Here is a 16415-nt window from a genome sequence, read left to right as displayed (position 1 = left end):
TGGTATATAATATTATAGATATCAAAAATATTACCTTAACAAAAAAATTATTATTATTATAATAATGAATAAAGAAAAGCAGTGTGTTAGAGGTGAGGATCATGAGTAGAAAAAGCAAAAAAATCCTGAAAAGAAAAAAACATAATAGAAAACAGGCTCTTTTGAAGGGAGCAGCAGCTACGGGAGCTGTCTTTGGTGGTACAGCCATGTTTGGTCAAGGCAATCAAGTATATGCTGCCGAAGCCACGAGTTTGTCCCAATCGGGATCGGATAGCGAAAGTGTCTTAGAACAACCAAGTGCTTCGGAATCAAAGATCGAGTCGGTATCGGCATCAACCACGGGATCCGACACGTTTGACTCAGAAACAATGGGTCAAGCCAAAAAAGTAGCCAGTTTTGCCAATGTGGATACACAGCAGGATTCTGCCCAAATTTCGGCCAATGCGTCCAATAGTGAAGCCCTCTCTACCAGTGTTTCAAATAGTACACAGGATCAGGAAGCTTCAATCTCGGCATCGAATAGCACAAGTACTTCCCAGACCAATTCCCAGGCTGAGTCTTTACATGCCAGTACATCTACATCTGCTTCTACATCGACCAGTGCTTTTTCCAGTCAGTCAGTTGAAGATTCGACTTCTCTATCCCAAGTTGTGAGCCAGTCTGTCTCTACAGTTAATTCGGAACAAGATGAAAAAGATACCAAAAGTCTATCGGAAGCAACCAGTCAATTGGATTCGACCAGTGTTGCAAATGAGCAAAAGAGCCAATCCGCTTCTGCAAGTGATTCTCTTTCTGTGGCTGCTAGTCAACAAGAAAGTCGTAGTTTAGAGAATTCGGTAAGTACAAGTACAAAAGCTTCACAAGAACAATCTACATCGGCTAGTGAACAGGCGAGTGAATCGACTTCAACTTCTACGAGCAAACGCATGATGAATAGTGCAGTTTCTGAATCGGCAAGTCGTTCTACCTCTGCTTCGTTGGTTGCTTCGGAACAAACCAGTGCTGTGGTCTCCGAATCAGTAGCCGGTTCTGAAAAACAGAGCCAACAAATTTCCGAAAGCGTTTCGGAATCAATGGAAAACAGTGCCAGTACGAGTACGTCCGCTCAAGCTTCTATTGTGGCTTCCAATAGTCAAAATACATCCCGAAGTATTTCTGCTTCACAAAGCCAAATGGCTTCGACATCAACTTCGGAATCGGTGGCAGCCAGTGCCAGTGCATCGGCTTCTGCCAGTGAAGCAGCGGGTATTGAAAAGGTCACAATAGTCAAAGTTTTTGAATATAATGGTACGACAAATCCAAATGATTGGGGCTACACCATCAAACATATGACCGGTGTGCTCGATTTGGAAACCGGTGTCATTCATTGGGAATTTGAATATCAGGCAAAAGATGGTAGTACACGAGTGTGGTATCCATGGTATGGCTACAAATATCCATATCAAGAACAATATTTTGGCTTTTATCTAAATGTAGTTGGTGGAGCCGAAGCGCCAACAAACATCGTCGTAACGGATGCAGCCGGACAGACTTATTATTTAAATCAAGATATTTTCAATAATAATGATTCATATGGAACTAATCAACAAGCTCCAAATGGGGAATGGAAAAAAAGAGCATTGGGTTCCAACATTACGACATTAGATTACTCGGGTAGATTTTGGGGCGATAGCTATTCAACGGATAAGAAAATTAACGTAGATGGACCGGTTACTGTTGCGTTCGATACCTCTCTAGGTGAATATGAAGAATGGGGAAAAGCCATTGCCAATGTTGTTGTCAGTGTACAAGCAACCTCTAGTACCCAAGCGGAACACTACAGCAGCCAGCTAGGCGGTTATTCGATCCATGCGACACGATCGGAATGGAGCAATAGCGAGCAGAAAAATAATGGTGTTGTTATCATCACACCAGAGAAAAATTATACCGATGATGCACAAAGTGTCAGTGAGTTGTCCTCTATGTCACAGTCGACATCCGAATCGGTTTCGAATAAGAAGAGTGAATCAGCTTCAACCAAAACAAGCCAATCCCTTTCACAAAAAGAAAGCCAATCGACGAGTCGTAGTACCAGTACTTCTGCTTCACAAAGTCAGAGTACCAGTCGTGCTTCAGAAAGTACGAGTCGATCGATGTCTCAAAGTGTTTCTGATCAAATTACGCGTTCGACTTCTGTCAGTGAATCCCAATCGATGGATCAATCGGAACAAGAAAGCACTTCAAGATCAGCAAGTGAAAGTGAATCACGAAGTATTGCGAGTGATGAAAGCGCATCGACTAGTCAGTCCGAAGAAGGATCACAATCGACAAGTGCAAGTACTTCGGCATCTGAAAGCTTATCCAATGTGATTTCTCAATCCGAAAGTGCTGCATCGGAATCTGCCTCACAAAGTGATAGTGTCCAAAGTGCATCCGAAAGTGCAAGTGATAGTAAGTCTACTAGTCTTTCGGCTTCAGAAAGTTTAAGTAATAGCATCCACTCCGATAGTACATCGATCAGTGATCACTCAAATAGCAGGAGTACCAGTGTGTCCGAACGAGATTCAGAAATTGAATCCACGAGCAACAGTGCCTCAAAATCAACATCATTAAGCAACTCAAATAGAGAATCAACAAGTCATAGTGCAAGTGATAGTACGGATATTAGTAATAGTAATAGAAATAGTGAATCCGAAAGTGCCAGTGTAAGTACTTCTATTTCACAATCGGAAAGTGAAAGCCGATCCATATCATTATCAAATAGTGAAAGTGAAAGAATTTTAAATTCGGAAAGTACATCAGTAAGCGAATCCGAATCTACGAGTGAGAGCAAATCGGAAAGCACATCGATCAGTGAGTCAGAGAGTACATCGGATAGTGAAAGTGCCAGTGAATCAGAATCTACAAGCAGTAGTGAATCGGAATCAGAAAGTGAATCTGAATCCACAAGTGAGTCAGAGAGTACAAGTGAATCAGAATCCGAAAGTGCTTCAGAGTCCGAAAGCGTATCAGCCAGTGAATCAACAAGCACATCAGTAAGCGAATCGGAAAGCACATCAGCAAGCGAATCCGAATCTACGAGTGAGAGTGAATCCGTCAGTGCATCGGCTAGTATAAGCACATCGACTTCCATTAGTACGAGTGATTCAATTTCCTTAAGCTTGAGCAATTCTGCTTCGACTTCAAGTAGTCAATCGGCGGTTACATCACTTAGTGTCAATGCAAGTGTATCTGCTTCTGTATCGGCAAGCGTTGTTGCTTCGACCACAACGGTTTTAACATCGGATAGTGTATCCACTTCAACCAGTGAAAGTACATCGACTTCGATAGATGAATCGACAAAAGCAAGTCAACGTGCAAGTTCAAGTGACAGTGCCAGTGCTGCGGCAAGTGAAAGTAAGTCGGCTTCGGCATCAACGGCTGCTTCTGAATCAGAAACGGAAAATAGTAATAGTATTTCTAATAGTTTAAGTGTTTCTTTGGAAGATTCGCTGAGTGCTTTATCAAGTAATGCTGCCAGTGGCAACACAATGACTTCGGGAACAGGAACAAGTGCAGCCATGACAGCTGGTTCAGTAGAGGGCAGTGCACAAAATGATGCCGCATCTACAACGGAAATGGATTTACTAGATAGTGTCGTTCCTTTACAGGTTATCAAACACGAATAGAACGTAATTTTATTGGTAACATTTATAATTCGAGCAATATCTCTGTTTGCGAATATGGGGTATTGCTCCTTCTTTGTTTAATTGGTTAAGATGATAGAGGGGAAGGATGTAACGAGATGGATATCAAAAAAACGCATGAATTATATAAGCGAATGGGTTTTTCACTAGGTATATTGATCATATATCTAATTGGTAGAAATATTCTCCTTTATGGGGTTTCAAGTGATGTGGAACCTTTGACAGGGACCATTCAATCTATTGTTGCGACAATGTTGAGTGGGGATCGCTATCAACGTACCATTATGGCCTTAGGAATCATGCCCTATATCAATGCTTCTCTTCTTGTTCAGGTCATTTCATCACTAAAAAATGCGAATAGCCGGACAAAGATTTCGAAACAAAAACAAGATCGGTGGATGTTGATCACCGCAATCATCTTCACGATTTTTATGGCACTCATGCAATCGGCCAATTTGACCTATCGATCATCCGCTGGACCGGTATTCTGGGTTCGATTGTTTGTCTCTATTGAATTAATGGGTGGAGCCATGGTGACCTATTTTATCTGTAAGGCCAATGAAAAACACGGAATTGGCGCTTCTATGCCTATTATTTTATTGAATGTCTTGACCGCTTTGGCAACGAATATGAATATCTATCATTTTTATTCGTATCCTATCTTAGCTTTGATCAGTTTAGCCATCATGGTTGGTACACTCTATTTGGAAAATTCCTTTATAAAAGTACCATTGCAACGTGTATCCATTCATAACATCCATGCAGATCAAAACTATATTGCTTACAAACGCAATCCCGTTGGTATCATGCCCGTGATGTTTGCAACCTCCGTTTTTATCATTTTGCGCTATTTCATTCGTTTATTGACCTATCTCTTGCCAACAAGCCAAGTATTGGCTCATCTTCGCCAGAATATGTTGATGACAAAACCGTTGGGAATTGGAATTTATTTGATCATTATTTTCACTTTATCCATTGTATTTTCTTTTATCATGTTGAATCCAGCCGAAAGTGCCCGACAGCTTCAGCACAATGGTGATAGTATCATTGACATCTATGCGGGGGAACAAACCAAAAAATATCTTGTGAAAATTGTTTTAAAATGGAGCATCATTAGCGGACTGATACAGGCAGGATGTATGTCGATTACTTTAATTTTAGCGATGCATCATACCATACCAACACCGTTGGCCTTGATTCCATCATCTGGTATGATCTTAGTGAGTATCATTTGTAGTTTGGTTCAAGAAATTGAGACCTATTATCGATACGATGCCTATCGCTTTTTTATGTAAGAAAGGGAGAAGACGTATGCAGTATTTTATTCCAGCTTGGTATCAAAACAGAGATTGGAAAGAGAACGAACAAGTTTGGTACCGTTCTCGAACGGTGACTGAATTTGATGATACAGTGAAACAAATTCAATTATTTTTTCGAAAACACGTATCTCCATTCAAAATCCTGTTATTGGGATTTTCACCCAATTTTCGTCATTTTCTCCATCGTCAAGGGGTCTATCATGTGCCCTACTGGTCTTGTTTTGATGCGATGCAAGGCATTGATCTCAATCGCATGATGCTCTTTTCCTTTCATGATCTTTCTTGGCCAGACGATGTCGAATTCATCTATTCGCCCTTTGCCGTGATCGTTCAACGGAATCAAGAAAAATATGCTCAAATTGAATTTGCGGAAGATGGCAATATGTTTCGTGTCGATATGTTTCGAAACGATATTCGTACATGCACAAATTATTATGATGATCGCGGCTTTATGTCTTGTCAGATTGTCTATCAAGATGGCATCGCCTATCGAGAACAATATTTTAATGCCGATGGCGTTTGGAAATTTGCTCGATTTATGCATGATGGCCATGTTTTGGTCAATCCCAAAAACAATTGGTATTATGTCAACTTAGGTCAAGAAAAGAAACAAAAGACCTATGAAAAGTTAAAATATGTCAATGTGGATGCGATGATTGCAGAGGTACTGCGTGAAAATCTAAAAACAATTCCAGATACAGATATTTTTATGATTGCGATGCATCCATTGCATTCGCGCGTTCTTGTACAAACATTGAAAAACCGAAAAACGGTTCTTTCGTTCTTTGCTCGTCGTTTAGAAAAAAATGGTATTCATGCTATGGATAAGCAATTGATAGAAGATGCCAATGTAATTGTGGCCGATAAGCAAGCAACCGCCTTGCAAATTCAAGAACAAACCGGAAGTCAAAAAAACATTCGCGTCATTACGCCATATGATTCGCGAGAAGAATTTGGCAATAGTCTTCATCTTCCCGTACAGAATATCTTATTAGCAGTCGATCAAATCACCGATAATGATTTCAATACTCTTGTTGAATTATTGGCATACTATATCTTGACTGTCAATCATCGAGCACGCGTTTGTATGTTTACACGCTCTTCGGCTTATAATCGAAAAGGACGATTGATGCATAAAGCCCGTACAGCTTTGCGAGCCGCTCATCTGGATCCCGAACTGGCAAGAGAAGAAAGTGGTGTGACCGAAAGTCAGATTGACCGACAAGGACGACCACGATCCATTTTTTCGGTTTCCCAGTGTGTGGATGAAATGAGTGTAAGCCAAACTTTACGGGAACAACGAATCATAGTGGATTTGCAAGCTATTCCGGATCAGTTCTTACAAATTGCAGCCATGAGCATGGGCATTCCCCAAATTGCGGTACGCGAAACCGACTATATGGTAGATGGCAAAAATGGAATCTTGATTCAGGATCTTTCGGATTTGCCCGATGCCTTACATTATTATTTGAGCAGTATTGCGCATGTCAACCAAGCACAAATTGCTTCGTATGAGCTAGGTAGTCAATTTACGACGCATCAGCTCGTACAATCATGGAAGGAGGTCATTGAGGACATTGAACATTAGAGCATTGCAACTGGGCAACATCGATTATTCAAGACAGTTTACCCTAAGCCCAGATATAGAATGGAATTATGAACCCACATTGGATATGACCGATGCCGAATATGATATAGCCATCATCGATCGACAACTCAATGATCAAGAAGCCAATATTTTGGCTCGTATCGTACGTGCCTATAGTCTGTTTGTTTTGGATGATGTTCTTTTGAGCGATCGAATGGTGTATATGATGCAAAGTCGATGTGGTCAAAAAATTGCCCGAAATGAATTGCCTTCTTTTTTGGAAAAGCAGATCCTCAATTATTTTGGGCGTCCTTATGGCGAAAAGTTTGATCCGCATACGGTTGCGATCACACCCGGTTTTCAAGGACGTGTATATTGGAATGGATTTACCGAAATCGTTATGGAAGGGAATTTTGGCTCACAGATGAAACAAGCCCTGTATTGGCGTGGCAATATTCCTGTAGAAGCAGGACAAGCCATTGACTTTTGGTTGGAATATGAAACAAGTGGTGATATTGAAATTGAACTTCAAATTGTACAATTTGTTTCGGGCAGTGTAGCTTCTATCCAGAAAATTTGGACCTTCGATGAAAAAACATTACGCCATCCGGTCACGATTGAAAATAAGAAACAAGATGGCCCCGTCTTTATTTCCTTGCACGCAAAAGGAAAGGGCAAACTCCATCTGATTGCTTTGCATGATCGCTATTCACGTCGTGGTGCAGGGTCTTTTTTACCAGGCAGTCAACGAATCGTAACGAATGATCGTGAAGAAATTTTTGCTTATCTGGATCCAGGAGATCTAAAACCACCACTTTGTGTGTATTTTTCTGGTTATAAGACCATGGAAGGGTTTGAAGGCTATCATATGATGCGAAGAATGGGCACACCCTTCTTATTGATTAGTGAAGCACGATTGGAAGGGGGCAGTTTTTATCTTGGCAATGAGGAATTTGAAAATTGTCTAAAAGATGTAATTGAAAAAGCCATGCAAGCATTAGGCTTTACTCATGATCAAGTGGTGCTGTCAGGTCTTTCCATGGGAACGTTTGGAGCTTTATATTATGGTACGATGCTTCGTCCTGGCTATATCATTGTTGGTAAGCCATTGGTCAATCTTGGTAGTATGGCCAAAGCCGAACGCATTGAACGTCCTGGTGGATTTCCCACTTCTTTAGATGTGTTGTGGAAACAATATCATCATCTGGATCAAAAGGCAATCGATCAAATGAATCAACATTTTTGGGAGAAGTTTGATCAGGCCGATTGGACGGGGCGAGCCTTCTATGTGGCTTATATGATCGAAGATGATTATGATGCTCATGCCTATGCCAAATTGATTTCACATATGCAAGGTCGAGGGGCTCGAATCATTGGGAAAGGATTGCATGGCCGTCACAACGATGATACATCGGGCATTGTTCATTGGTTTTTAAGACAATATCGACGCATTCTTCGAGACGGTTTTGGTAGAAAGTAGGAAATATATGGCGCAACAAGAAAAACAATGGACGATCTATTGGAATGAATATGCCAGTGATACATATTTATATGGAAGTGAAATCGAATTTCGTTCTCAAGATGATGTATTCTTTCAAAATGCGCTGATTCCACCGGGAACGGCCATAAAAACATGGTATTCGATGGTCAATTTTCAAGCTGGAAGAATTGAGCCGACGCTTCCTATCATTGATGGGGAAGGAAAGTATCATATTGTGGTAGATCTAGATAGCGATGTACCAAAGGGCATCTTTTTACGATTGGTTTTTTTAGGAAAAAATGGCGAAGAAGTTGGCAGTTTCATTGTTGATCAGCCAGAAATGGATTATCAATGTCCGTTAAAGACATATAGCTATAAAGCAGAGTTGATTTGTGCCGGAGGACATACCTTTCATTTTCACTCTTTTACGATTTCAGAAAGAACAGGATAAAAATGAGAAATAAACGATTAAATGATACAGTAAGCAAAGTAAAAGTCTATGCAGAAAAAATGGCGCGTATGAGTGATGCACAGTTGCAGGCCGAAACCCCCAAATTGAAATCACTGTTGAAAAGTGGGAAGACCTTGGAACAAATTTTGCCCGAAGCCTATGCAGCCATTTGTGAAGCCGACAAACGTATTCTCGGTAAATATCCCTATGATAATCAAATCTTTGGTGCCATTGCGATGCACCATGGCCATTTGGTAGAAATGAATACAGGAGAAGGAAAAACGCTGACGGCAACCATGCCTTTGTATTTAAATGCACTTACGGAAAAAAGTACGATCCTTGTAACGGCCAATGAATATTTAGCGTATCGTGATGCAGCTGAAATGCGTCCCGTCTTTGCGTTTATGGGAATGAATGAAAGAGCCGGTGTTTCACGACAACCCGATGGCTTTTTGACCAATGATCAAAAACGCGAAAATTACAATGCAGATATTCTTTATACGACACATGGTGTTTTAGCTTTTGATTATTTATTGAATAACTTAGTGATGCGAGCGGAAGACCGTTTTCTGCGTAAGTTTTATTTTATCATCATTGACGAAGCAGATTCTGTCTTATTGGATGGTGCCCAAATGCCATTGGTCATTTCTGGTTCTCCTCGGGTGCAATCAAATCTCTATGCGATGACTGACTTTTTTGTATCCACCCTAAAAGCGGATCGAGACTATGAAACCGAAGACAAAGCGGTATGGTTGACTGATCAAGGAGTGGCTTATGCCGAACGTTTCTTTGGAATCCAAGACTTTTATGCCCATGAAAATTTTGAACTCAATCGCCATGTCACCTTGGCATTACGTGCCCATGTCCTGTTAAAACGACAAGAAGATTATATGGTTTCGGATCAAGGCGAAATTGTCTTATTGGACAATGGAACGGGACGAAGTCTTCCGGGCATGAAATTACGTGGGGGAGAACATCAAGCTCTGGAACAAAAAGAGCATTTGGAACTGACGCAAGAACAACGCTCCATTGCTTCGATCACGTATCAAAATCTTTTCATCATGTTTCCCAAAATGTGTGGGATGAGTGGTACGATTTCGAATGCTCGAAGGGAATTGCGTTCGGTTTACCATAAAAAAGTCGTAGTTGTACCACCACATAAAAAATTACAACGCATCGATCGAAAAGATCGCTATTTTGTGAGTGCCGAAGAACAATATGAAGCCGCTCTGGAAGAGACTTTACACTGTCATCAAAAAGGACAACCAGTATTGATTGTTACGGCAACGATCCAAGATACCCAGATTTTTTCACGAATGTTGGTCGACAAAGGGGTTCCCCATAGTGTTTTAAATGCCGATAATGCCTATTGGGAAGCCGAGATCATTGCGGCTGCCGGGATGCGAAATGCCGTAACTGTTTCTACGGGCATGGCTGGTCGTGGCACCGATATCAAATTGGAAAAAGGAGTTGCACAACTGGGTGGATTGGCTGTCATTGGTATTGGCCGTATGGAAAATGTTCGTTTGGAACGACAGGCCAGAGGCCGTGCGGGACGACAAGGTGATCCAGGCTCTTCGCAATTTTTTGTTTCCTTAGAAGACGATATTGTCATGACGATGTATGCCGAAAAAGCCGAAGAATATATTGATGGCAATCGATCGATTTCACATCGAAAGCTCAAACACATCATCAACAATGCACAAAAGACCATGGAAGAACAAGGTATTTCTTCGCGGGAACAAGCGGTACGCTATGATGAGATCTTACGTCGTCAACGAGAAATTCTTTACAATGCGAGAGATCGGCTGCTTGACCAAGCCCAAATTGATAAAGGGACGATGCAAGACATTGTCAATGATACATTACAGTCTTTTGTGAAGACACATCCGAAATTGCAGTCTCATGACCTCAATCGATATGTATTAGACAACTTGTCCTATGAGTTGGATCCAGACATTTTGGCGATGGAAAAAGATTCGAAACAATTGCTTGAACGTATGGAAAAGTATGCAGCAAAGCTCTACGATCGAAAAGTGAATTCTTTTGAAAATGCTGAACAGTTACAAGAATATATTCGTCAATGTATTTTAAATGCATTAGATGATGGCTGGGTCGAAGAGGTTGATTATTTACAACAGCTGCAATATGCGATCACGACGCGGGGTACGGCTCAGCGAAATCCCATCTTTGAATACAGTCGAGAAGCCTATCATTCGTTTGAAGACATGAAGACAACGATGAAAAGAAATATTACGCGAAACTTTTTTCTTGGTGATCCAGAAATGAATGAAGATGGACAGATGAAGATCGTATTCCCATAAACAAAAACAGACCACATCGGTCTGTTTTTCTATAAAAAAAACGCACCGAAGTGCGTATCTTTTTCATGGTGACACGTACGGGATTCGAACCCGTGAATGCATGCGTGAAAGGCATGTGAGTTAACCGTTTCTCCAACGTGCCGTGCTCAAGCATAATACCACGGTTCGAATGGAGATGCAACCACAAACTAAAAAATCGACAGAAATAGAGAGAAAAAGAAAACAATGAGCCAAATATAGAGGAAGAACTTAAAAATCTTCCAACCAATTTTGATCAAGCCAATAAGAAGCAAAAGAAATAAAAGTGCGAATAGATAAATAAACATGACCCTATTCTAACATAGAATAGGGTAGATATCTTGATAGAGAAAATGAAAAGAAGAAGAATCATCTTCATCGATGTGATAATGACCACAATACCATTGTTGATAGGTGATGGTTTCATAGATTTGTTCGAGATAGGTCAATATATTGACTCGATTGGCTGGATAGCCATTGTCCATGGCTTCACGATCAAAGCCATGTCGCAAGGCAACCTTTTTTGGTGCGTCATGGGTGATGATGATATCAACGATATCATCATACTTTTTTAAATTATCAAGTCCATGTTGACATTCTCTTTGTGTGGGTAATTCTTGAGGCCACCAGCTTTTGCCTTCGATGCGATAGTCTCGATCATGACTAAAAGCACCACCAAAAGTAAAAATGGTATGATTTTCAATGGTATAGATCTCACCGCGTAATAAATGATAAATATCGGGATAAATGGGTTGAACGGTTCCTTGAAATTTTTCTTCTTTGGGATAGGAGCCTAAGCGATCAAAGTTTTCGTGGTTGCCATCGACAAACAAGGTGGTCCAAGGTTTTTTATGCAACCATTCCAACCAGTACTCTTCTTCTTTGGTAGAAAAAGGATCCCAGATCAAACCAAAGTCTCCACAAATGATTAAATAGTCATTGGCTTTTGCGGGACATCGATTTAATTTGCTAATGTCGATCCAAGCATGAATATCTCCCGTCACATAGATCATGATGGTCACCTCCTACTCTTATTGTATAAAAAAAACGCACCGAAGTGCGTATCTTTTCAATGGTGACACGTACGGGATTCGAACCCGTGAATGCATGCGTGAAAGGCATGTGAGTTAACCGTTTCTCCAACGTGCCATGTTTAAGTGCTAATACACTATAGCATGACTTTTTTTGGCGTGCAAGTAAAAAATCAAAAAAAGAGTTGCGTTTTTTTAAGGATTCACCTATTATTAGTGAGTATGCGTGGCAGAGTGATGCTAACACTCATTATGACCACTGCATAAGACATAAAATAGGAGGAAGTCTTATGGCAAAAAAGAAAGCAAAAGTAGCAAAAATCTGCAAATTGCAATTCATGGCCGGACAAGCAAAACCAGGACCTGCTTTGGCAAGTGCTGGAATCAACATGCCTCAGTTCTGTACTGCATTCAATGATGCAACAAAAGATCGTCGTGGCGAAATTGTCCCTGTCGTAATTACGGCATATGAAGACAAGAGCTTTGATTTTGTTACCAAAACAACACCGGCAGCTCAAATGTTGAAAAAGGCTGCAAACATTCAAAAAGCATCTGGAGACCAGAAACAAGTTGCTGGTACCATTTCTGTTGATCAATTGAAAGAAATTGCGGAATACAAGATGCCAGATTTGAATGCCAATGATGTAGAAGCTGCAATGCGTATTGTTGCAGGTACTGCACGTAATATGGGAATTAAGATTGAAGGATTTGAATAGGAGGATAAATCAATATGGCAAAGAGAAGTAAACGTTATCAAGAAGCTGCTAAATTGGTTGATTCTTCAAAAAAATATGCAATCGAAGAAGCAGTTGCTTTATTAAAGCAAACAGCTTCATCTAAAATGGATGAGTCTGTTGAAGTATGTTTTAACTTAAATGTAGACCCTCGTCATGCTGATCAATTGATCCGTGGTGCGTTGGTTTTACCAAATGGAACCGGAAAAAGTCAAACCGTTGCGGTTGTTGCAGAAGGCGACAAAGCAAAAGAAGCACAAGATGCTGGAGCTGACTTCGTTGGTGGACAAGATCTGATCGACAAAATTTCTGGTGGTTGGTTTGATTTTGATGTATTGGTTGCTACACCAAACTTGATGGGTAAATTAGGTCGTTTGGGACGTGTATTAGGTCCTAAAGGATTAATGCCAAACCCTAAGAGTGGTACTGTAACGATGGATGTTGCGAATGCCGTTGATGAAATCAAAAAAGGTAAAGTAACCTATCGTGTTGATCGTGATGGCAATTTGAACATCATGATTGGTAAAGTAAGTTTTGAAGATGAAAAGATTGTTGAAAACTTCAAGGCTATTTATACACGTATTGCCAAAGCGCGTCCTTCTACAGTAAAGGGTACGTATATGCGTAATTGTGTATTGACTTCTACAATGGGTCCAGCTATCCATATCGTTATGGAATAATAGTTGACAAATTGTAGAGAACGATTTAAAATTCGCTTGTTATCAATATTCCAAAGACAGTAACGGTCGAATGACTTAATTATGTTACCTAGGGTTGATGCATATGTTTTATGATGCTCATTTTTAGCCCGTGCTTTGGTACGGGCTTTTTCTTTGAATATTGTGGCAATAAAGAAAGAAGAGGTGGACCAAATGAACAAGGAAATACTTGCTCAAAAAGAAGCCAAGGTCAATGCTCTTGCTGAAAAGATGGAAGCAGCTAGCTCCATTGTTTTGGTTGAGTATCGTGGATTAAACGTTGCTGAAGCCACTGAACTTCGTCGTAACTTACGTGCTGAAGATGTAGATTTCGAAGTTTGCAAAAACGCCGTATCTCGTCGTGCTGCTGAAAAATTAGGTTATGATGATTTTAGTAAAACTTTAGTCGGACCAAACGCCTTAGCTTTTGGTAAAGATCCTGTTGCACCAGCTCGTGTTTTAGCAAAATTTGCGAAAGATCACGAAAACTTGGTTTTGAAAACGGGAATTGTTGACGGAAAAATGGTTGACGAAGACGTCATCAAACAATTGTCTTCATTACCTAACAAAGAAGGTATGTTGGCACGCTTTGCTTCTACATTAAATGCCCCAGTTATCAAATTCGCTATGACAGTCAAGGCATTAGCAGAAGCAAAAGAAAATGGAACTGTCAAAGAAGCAGCTGCCGAAGAAGCATCTGCTACACCAGCTGAAGAAGCACCAGCCGAAGCAGCTGCTGAATAATGAGGAGGAAAAAATCATGGCAAAATTGACACAAGAAGATATTTTAGCTTACTTAGAAGAAGCTACTATTTTAGAATTAAATGACTTGGTAAAAGCAATCGAAGACAAATTTGGTGTTGTCGCTGCTGCTGCTGTTGCTGCACCAGCTGCTGCTGAAGCTGCTGATGAAGGACCAAGCGAAGTAACCGTTACTTTGACTGACATTGGACAAACAAAAGTTAAAGTCATCAAAGCTGTACGTGAAATCACTGGTTTAGGATTGGTTGATGCTGCTCCAAGTGCAATTAAAGAAAACATTGATCCAGAAGAAGCTGAAGAAATCAAAAACAAATTGGTTGAAGCTGGAGCAACTGTTGAAGTTAAGTAGTCATTTACACTTCGAAGCCCTTTATTTAAGGGCTTTTTTTTATGCCTTCATGGCGATATTTTTCGTAAAGAACGTTTGCGTGTAACTTTACAAATCTTTGAAACAACCGTCATATTTCTTTGACAGTCATTGAGTAGGATGAATATGTAAATAAACAGGGAGGAAAAAACAGTATGAAAAGAGTAGCTTCATTATTTTTAGCTGCTGCAATGACAGCTGGTCTATTGACTGGTTGTGGTGGAGGAAGTTCATCATCTTCTTCGAGTTCAAGTGATTTGGAAGGAACAATTACAGCCGCAGGTTCATCTGCATTAAAACCATTGGTAGATGAGGCTGCCAATAAATTCATCGAAAAATATCCAAACGTATCGATCACGGTTGATGCTGGTGGATCTGGTGAAGGTTTGAAACAAGTATCGGAAGGAACCGTTACAATTGGTAACTCCGATGTGGCTGCGGAAGAAAAACTAGACGCAGACAAAGCCAAAGAGTTGACTGACCATCAAGTCGCTATTGTTACAATGGCACCAATCGTCAATAAAGATGTAAAAGAAGGTGGCATTGATAATTTGACAAAACAACAATTGATCGACATCTTCACTGGAAAGATCACAAACTGGAAAGATGTTGGCGGACCGGATGAATCCATCGTATTAGTGACTCGTCCATCTTCTTCAGGAACTCGTGCAACGTTTGAAAAATATGCATTAGATGGTAACACAGAAGCTGAAAACCAATCTATGGAAACCGATGATTCAGGTGTCCTTTTGAAAAACGTATCAGATACAAAAGGTGCCATTGGATATGTTGCCTTAAGTTATTTGGTAGACAACAATGATGTAAGTACTGTATCGATTGATGGCGTAGAACCTACTTTGGAAAACACTTACAGTGGTGATTGGAAAGTTTGGGCAACCGAACATATGTACACCAAAGGAAAAGGTAAAAAAGCAGATCGAGAATTCATTAAATACATTGTATCGGATGACTTCGCTAAAACAACCGAAAAACTTGGATATGGCGTAGTCAGCAAGATGAAAAGCTTAGATCATTAGTATTGAGCGGGCCTAGCCCGCTTCATTTTTGAAAGGAGACATTCATATGAAACAAAAAGGAATGTTTGCCAAAGAATATGTCTGGCGAGGACTTGCCACGATTGGCGGAGTGTTCGTCATTGGATTGACCCTGGTGATAGGGGCATTTCTTGTTTATAAAGGCAGTGGAACTTTCCTGATTTTCAAACATACGCTTTCCGAATTTATTGGATCTACCAATTGGGGACCCGTTGATAACTCCGGTGGCGGAGGAACCGTTGGTGCTTTGATCTTCATTTGTGGTTCATTAGCAACTTGTGGTTTAGCTCTTTTGATCGCCACTCCACTCTCTTTGGGATCCGCTATCTTCATGACTGAGATCTCACCAAAATTTGGTGAAAAATTCTTCCGCCCTGTTGTACAAATATTTGCAGGTATCCCATCTGTTGTTTATGGTTGGGTGGGTTTGACCGTATTGGTACCTGCTATTAAATCTGTTTTCCATGTGCAAGTTGGACAATCCATCTTAGCTGCCGGTATCGTGTTAGCCGTTATGATTTTCCCAACGATCACCAGTATGGCTAGTGATGCGATTGCGGCTGTTCCCAAAACCAATCGAGATGGTGCCTATGGACTAGGATCAACCCGTTGGCAAGCCATTTATCGTGTCATTGTCCCAGCCGCGAAATCTGGTATTATCTCATCGATCATCATGGGACTAGCTCGTGCTTTTGGTGAAGCCTTGGCCGTAGCTATGGTCATTGGCCAAACAACTGCGATGCCAAAGGGGTTGTTGTCTCGATCCAAAACCATTACGACGGAAATTGCTGCCCAAATGGGAAATGCGATGGAAGGCGGCGAATTGAAAACAGCACTATGGACATTGGCTTTATTGTTGTTCTTGATTTCGTTGTTATTTATTTGGATCATTCATCGTATAAATAGGGAGGCAAAAGACTAAT

The 16415-nt window shown here is 40.7% G+C and carries 13 protein-coding genes, 2 tRNA genes and 1 other annotated feature; of the genes, 12 read left to right on the top strand and 3 right to left on the bottom strand.

Annotated features, from left to right (window positions below; genetic code table 11):
- Positions 1–101 precede the first annotated feature (101 nt).
- The 6 genes from SOS22_RS10340 (at position 102) to secA2 (ending at position 10827) form a co-directional block, all read left to right on the top strand.
- Positions 102–3647, top strand: a complete 3546-nt coding sequence (locus SOS22_RS10340) for a hypothetical protein (protein ID WP_320597103.1) — start codon at positions 102–104, stop codon at positions 3645–3647.
- 116 nt (positions 3648–3763) lie between these two features.
- On the top strand, positions 3764–4960 hold the full coding sequence (locus tag SOS22_RS10335; protein ID WP_320597102.1) for a hypothetical protein: 1197 nt from the start codon (positions 3764–3766) through the stop codon (positions 4958–4960).
- Positions 4961–4976: 16 nt separating this feature from the next.
- Positions 4977–6572: an accessory Sec system protein Asp1 gene (gene asp1 / locus SOS22_RS10330; protein ID WP_320597101.1), complete on the top strand. Its 1596-nt coding sequence runs from the start codon at positions 4977–4979 to the stop codon at positions 6570–6572.
- Positions 6562–8052, top strand: a complete 1491-nt coding sequence (asp2, locus tag SOS22_RS10325; protein WP_320597100.1) for an accessory Sec system protein Asp2 — start codon at positions 6562–6564, stop codon at positions 8050–8052. Before asp1 ends, asp2 begins: the two co-directional genes overlap by 11 nt.
- 7 nt (positions 8053–8059) lie before the next feature.
- Positions 8060–8503, top strand: coding sequence for an accessory Sec system protein Asp3 (asp3, locus tag SOS22_RS10320; RefSeq protein WP_320597099.1), 444 nt, complete (start codon positions 8060–8062; stop codon positions 8501–8503).
- Positions 8504–8505: 2 nt separating this feature from the next.
- A complete protein-coding gene (secA2, locus tag SOS22_RS10315) occupies positions 8506–10827 on the top strand; it encodes an accessory Sec system translocase SecA2 (protein WP_320597098.1) in 2322 nt (773 codons plus the stop codon).
- A gap of 66 nt (positions 10828–10893) precedes the next feature.
- Here secA2 and SOS22_RS10310 read toward each other — a convergent pair.
- The 3 genes from SOS22_RS10310 to SOS22_RS10300 all read right to left on the bottom strand — a co-directional run bounded on the left by SOS22_RS10310 (position 10894) and on the right by SOS22_RS10300 (position 11994).
- A tRNA-Glu gene (locus SOS22_RS10310) sits at positions 10894–10969 on the bottom strand.
- Positions 10970–11162: 193 nt separating this feature from the next.
- On the bottom strand, positions 11163–11858 hold the full coding sequence (locus tag SOS22_RS10305) for a metallophosphoesterase family protein (RefSeq protein ID WP_320326310.1): 696 nt from the start codon (positions 11856–11858) through the stop codon (positions 11163–11165).
- A 60-nt stretch (positions 11859–11918) separates the two neighbouring features.
- Positions 11919–11994 (bottom strand) — tRNA-Glu (locus SOS22_RS10300).
- Between the two features lie 172 nt (positions 11995–12166).
- Between SOS22_RS10300 and rplK the strand changes: the two genes are divergently transcribed.
- From rplK to pstC, 6 genes are all read left to right on the top strand, one after another.
- Positions 12167–12592, top strand: coding sequence for a 50S ribosomal protein L11 (gene rplK / locus SOS22_RS10295; RefSeq protein WP_320326311.1), 426 nt, complete (start codon positions 12167–12169; stop codon positions 12590–12592).
- A 14-nt stretch (positions 12593–12606) separates the two neighbouring features.
- Positions 12607–13290, top strand: coding sequence for a 50S ribosomal protein L1 (rplA, locus tag SOS22_RS10290; RefSeq protein ID WP_320326312.1), 684 nt, complete (start codon positions 12607–12609; stop codon positions 13288–13290).
- A 32-nt stretch (positions 13291–13322) separates the two neighbouring features.
- Positions 13323–13451: a sequence feature (ribosomal protein L10 leader region), on the top strand.
- Between the two features lie 31 nt (positions 13452–13482).
- Complete coding sequence (gene rplJ / locus SOS22_RS10285; RefSeq protein ID WP_320326313.1) at positions 13483–14052, top strand: 50S ribosomal protein L10; 570 nt, start codon at positions 13483–13485, stop codon at positions 14050–14052.
- A 16-nt stretch (positions 14053–14068) separates the two neighbouring features.
- Entirely contained in the window at positions 14069–14419 is a 351-nt protein-coding gene (gene rplL / locus SOS22_RS10280; protein ID WP_320597097.1) for a 50S ribosomal protein L7/L12, read from the top strand.
- A gap of 173 nt (positions 14420–14592) precedes the next feature.
- Positions 14593–15474, top strand: coding sequence for a phosphate ABC transporter substrate-binding protein (locus SOS22_RS10275; protein WP_320597096.1), 882 nt, complete (start codon positions 14593–14595; stop codon positions 15472–15474).
- Between the two features lie 46 nt (positions 15475–15520).
- Positions 15521–16414, top strand: coding sequence for a phosphate ABC transporter permease subunit PstC (gene pstC, locus SOS22_RS10270; RefSeq protein WP_320597095.1), 894 nt, complete (start codon positions 15521–15523; stop codon positions 16412–16414).
- Position 16415 lies beyond the last annotated feature (1 nt).

Source organism: Absicoccus sp. (assembly GCF_034090965.1).
GTDB classification, from domain to species: domain Bacteria; phylum Bacillota_I; class Bacilli_A; order Erysipelotrichales; family Erysipelotrichaceae; genus Absicoccus; species Absicoccus intestinalis.
Note: the sequence above shows the minus strand (reverse complement) of the source record. Positions and strands in the feature narration are given on the sequence as shown.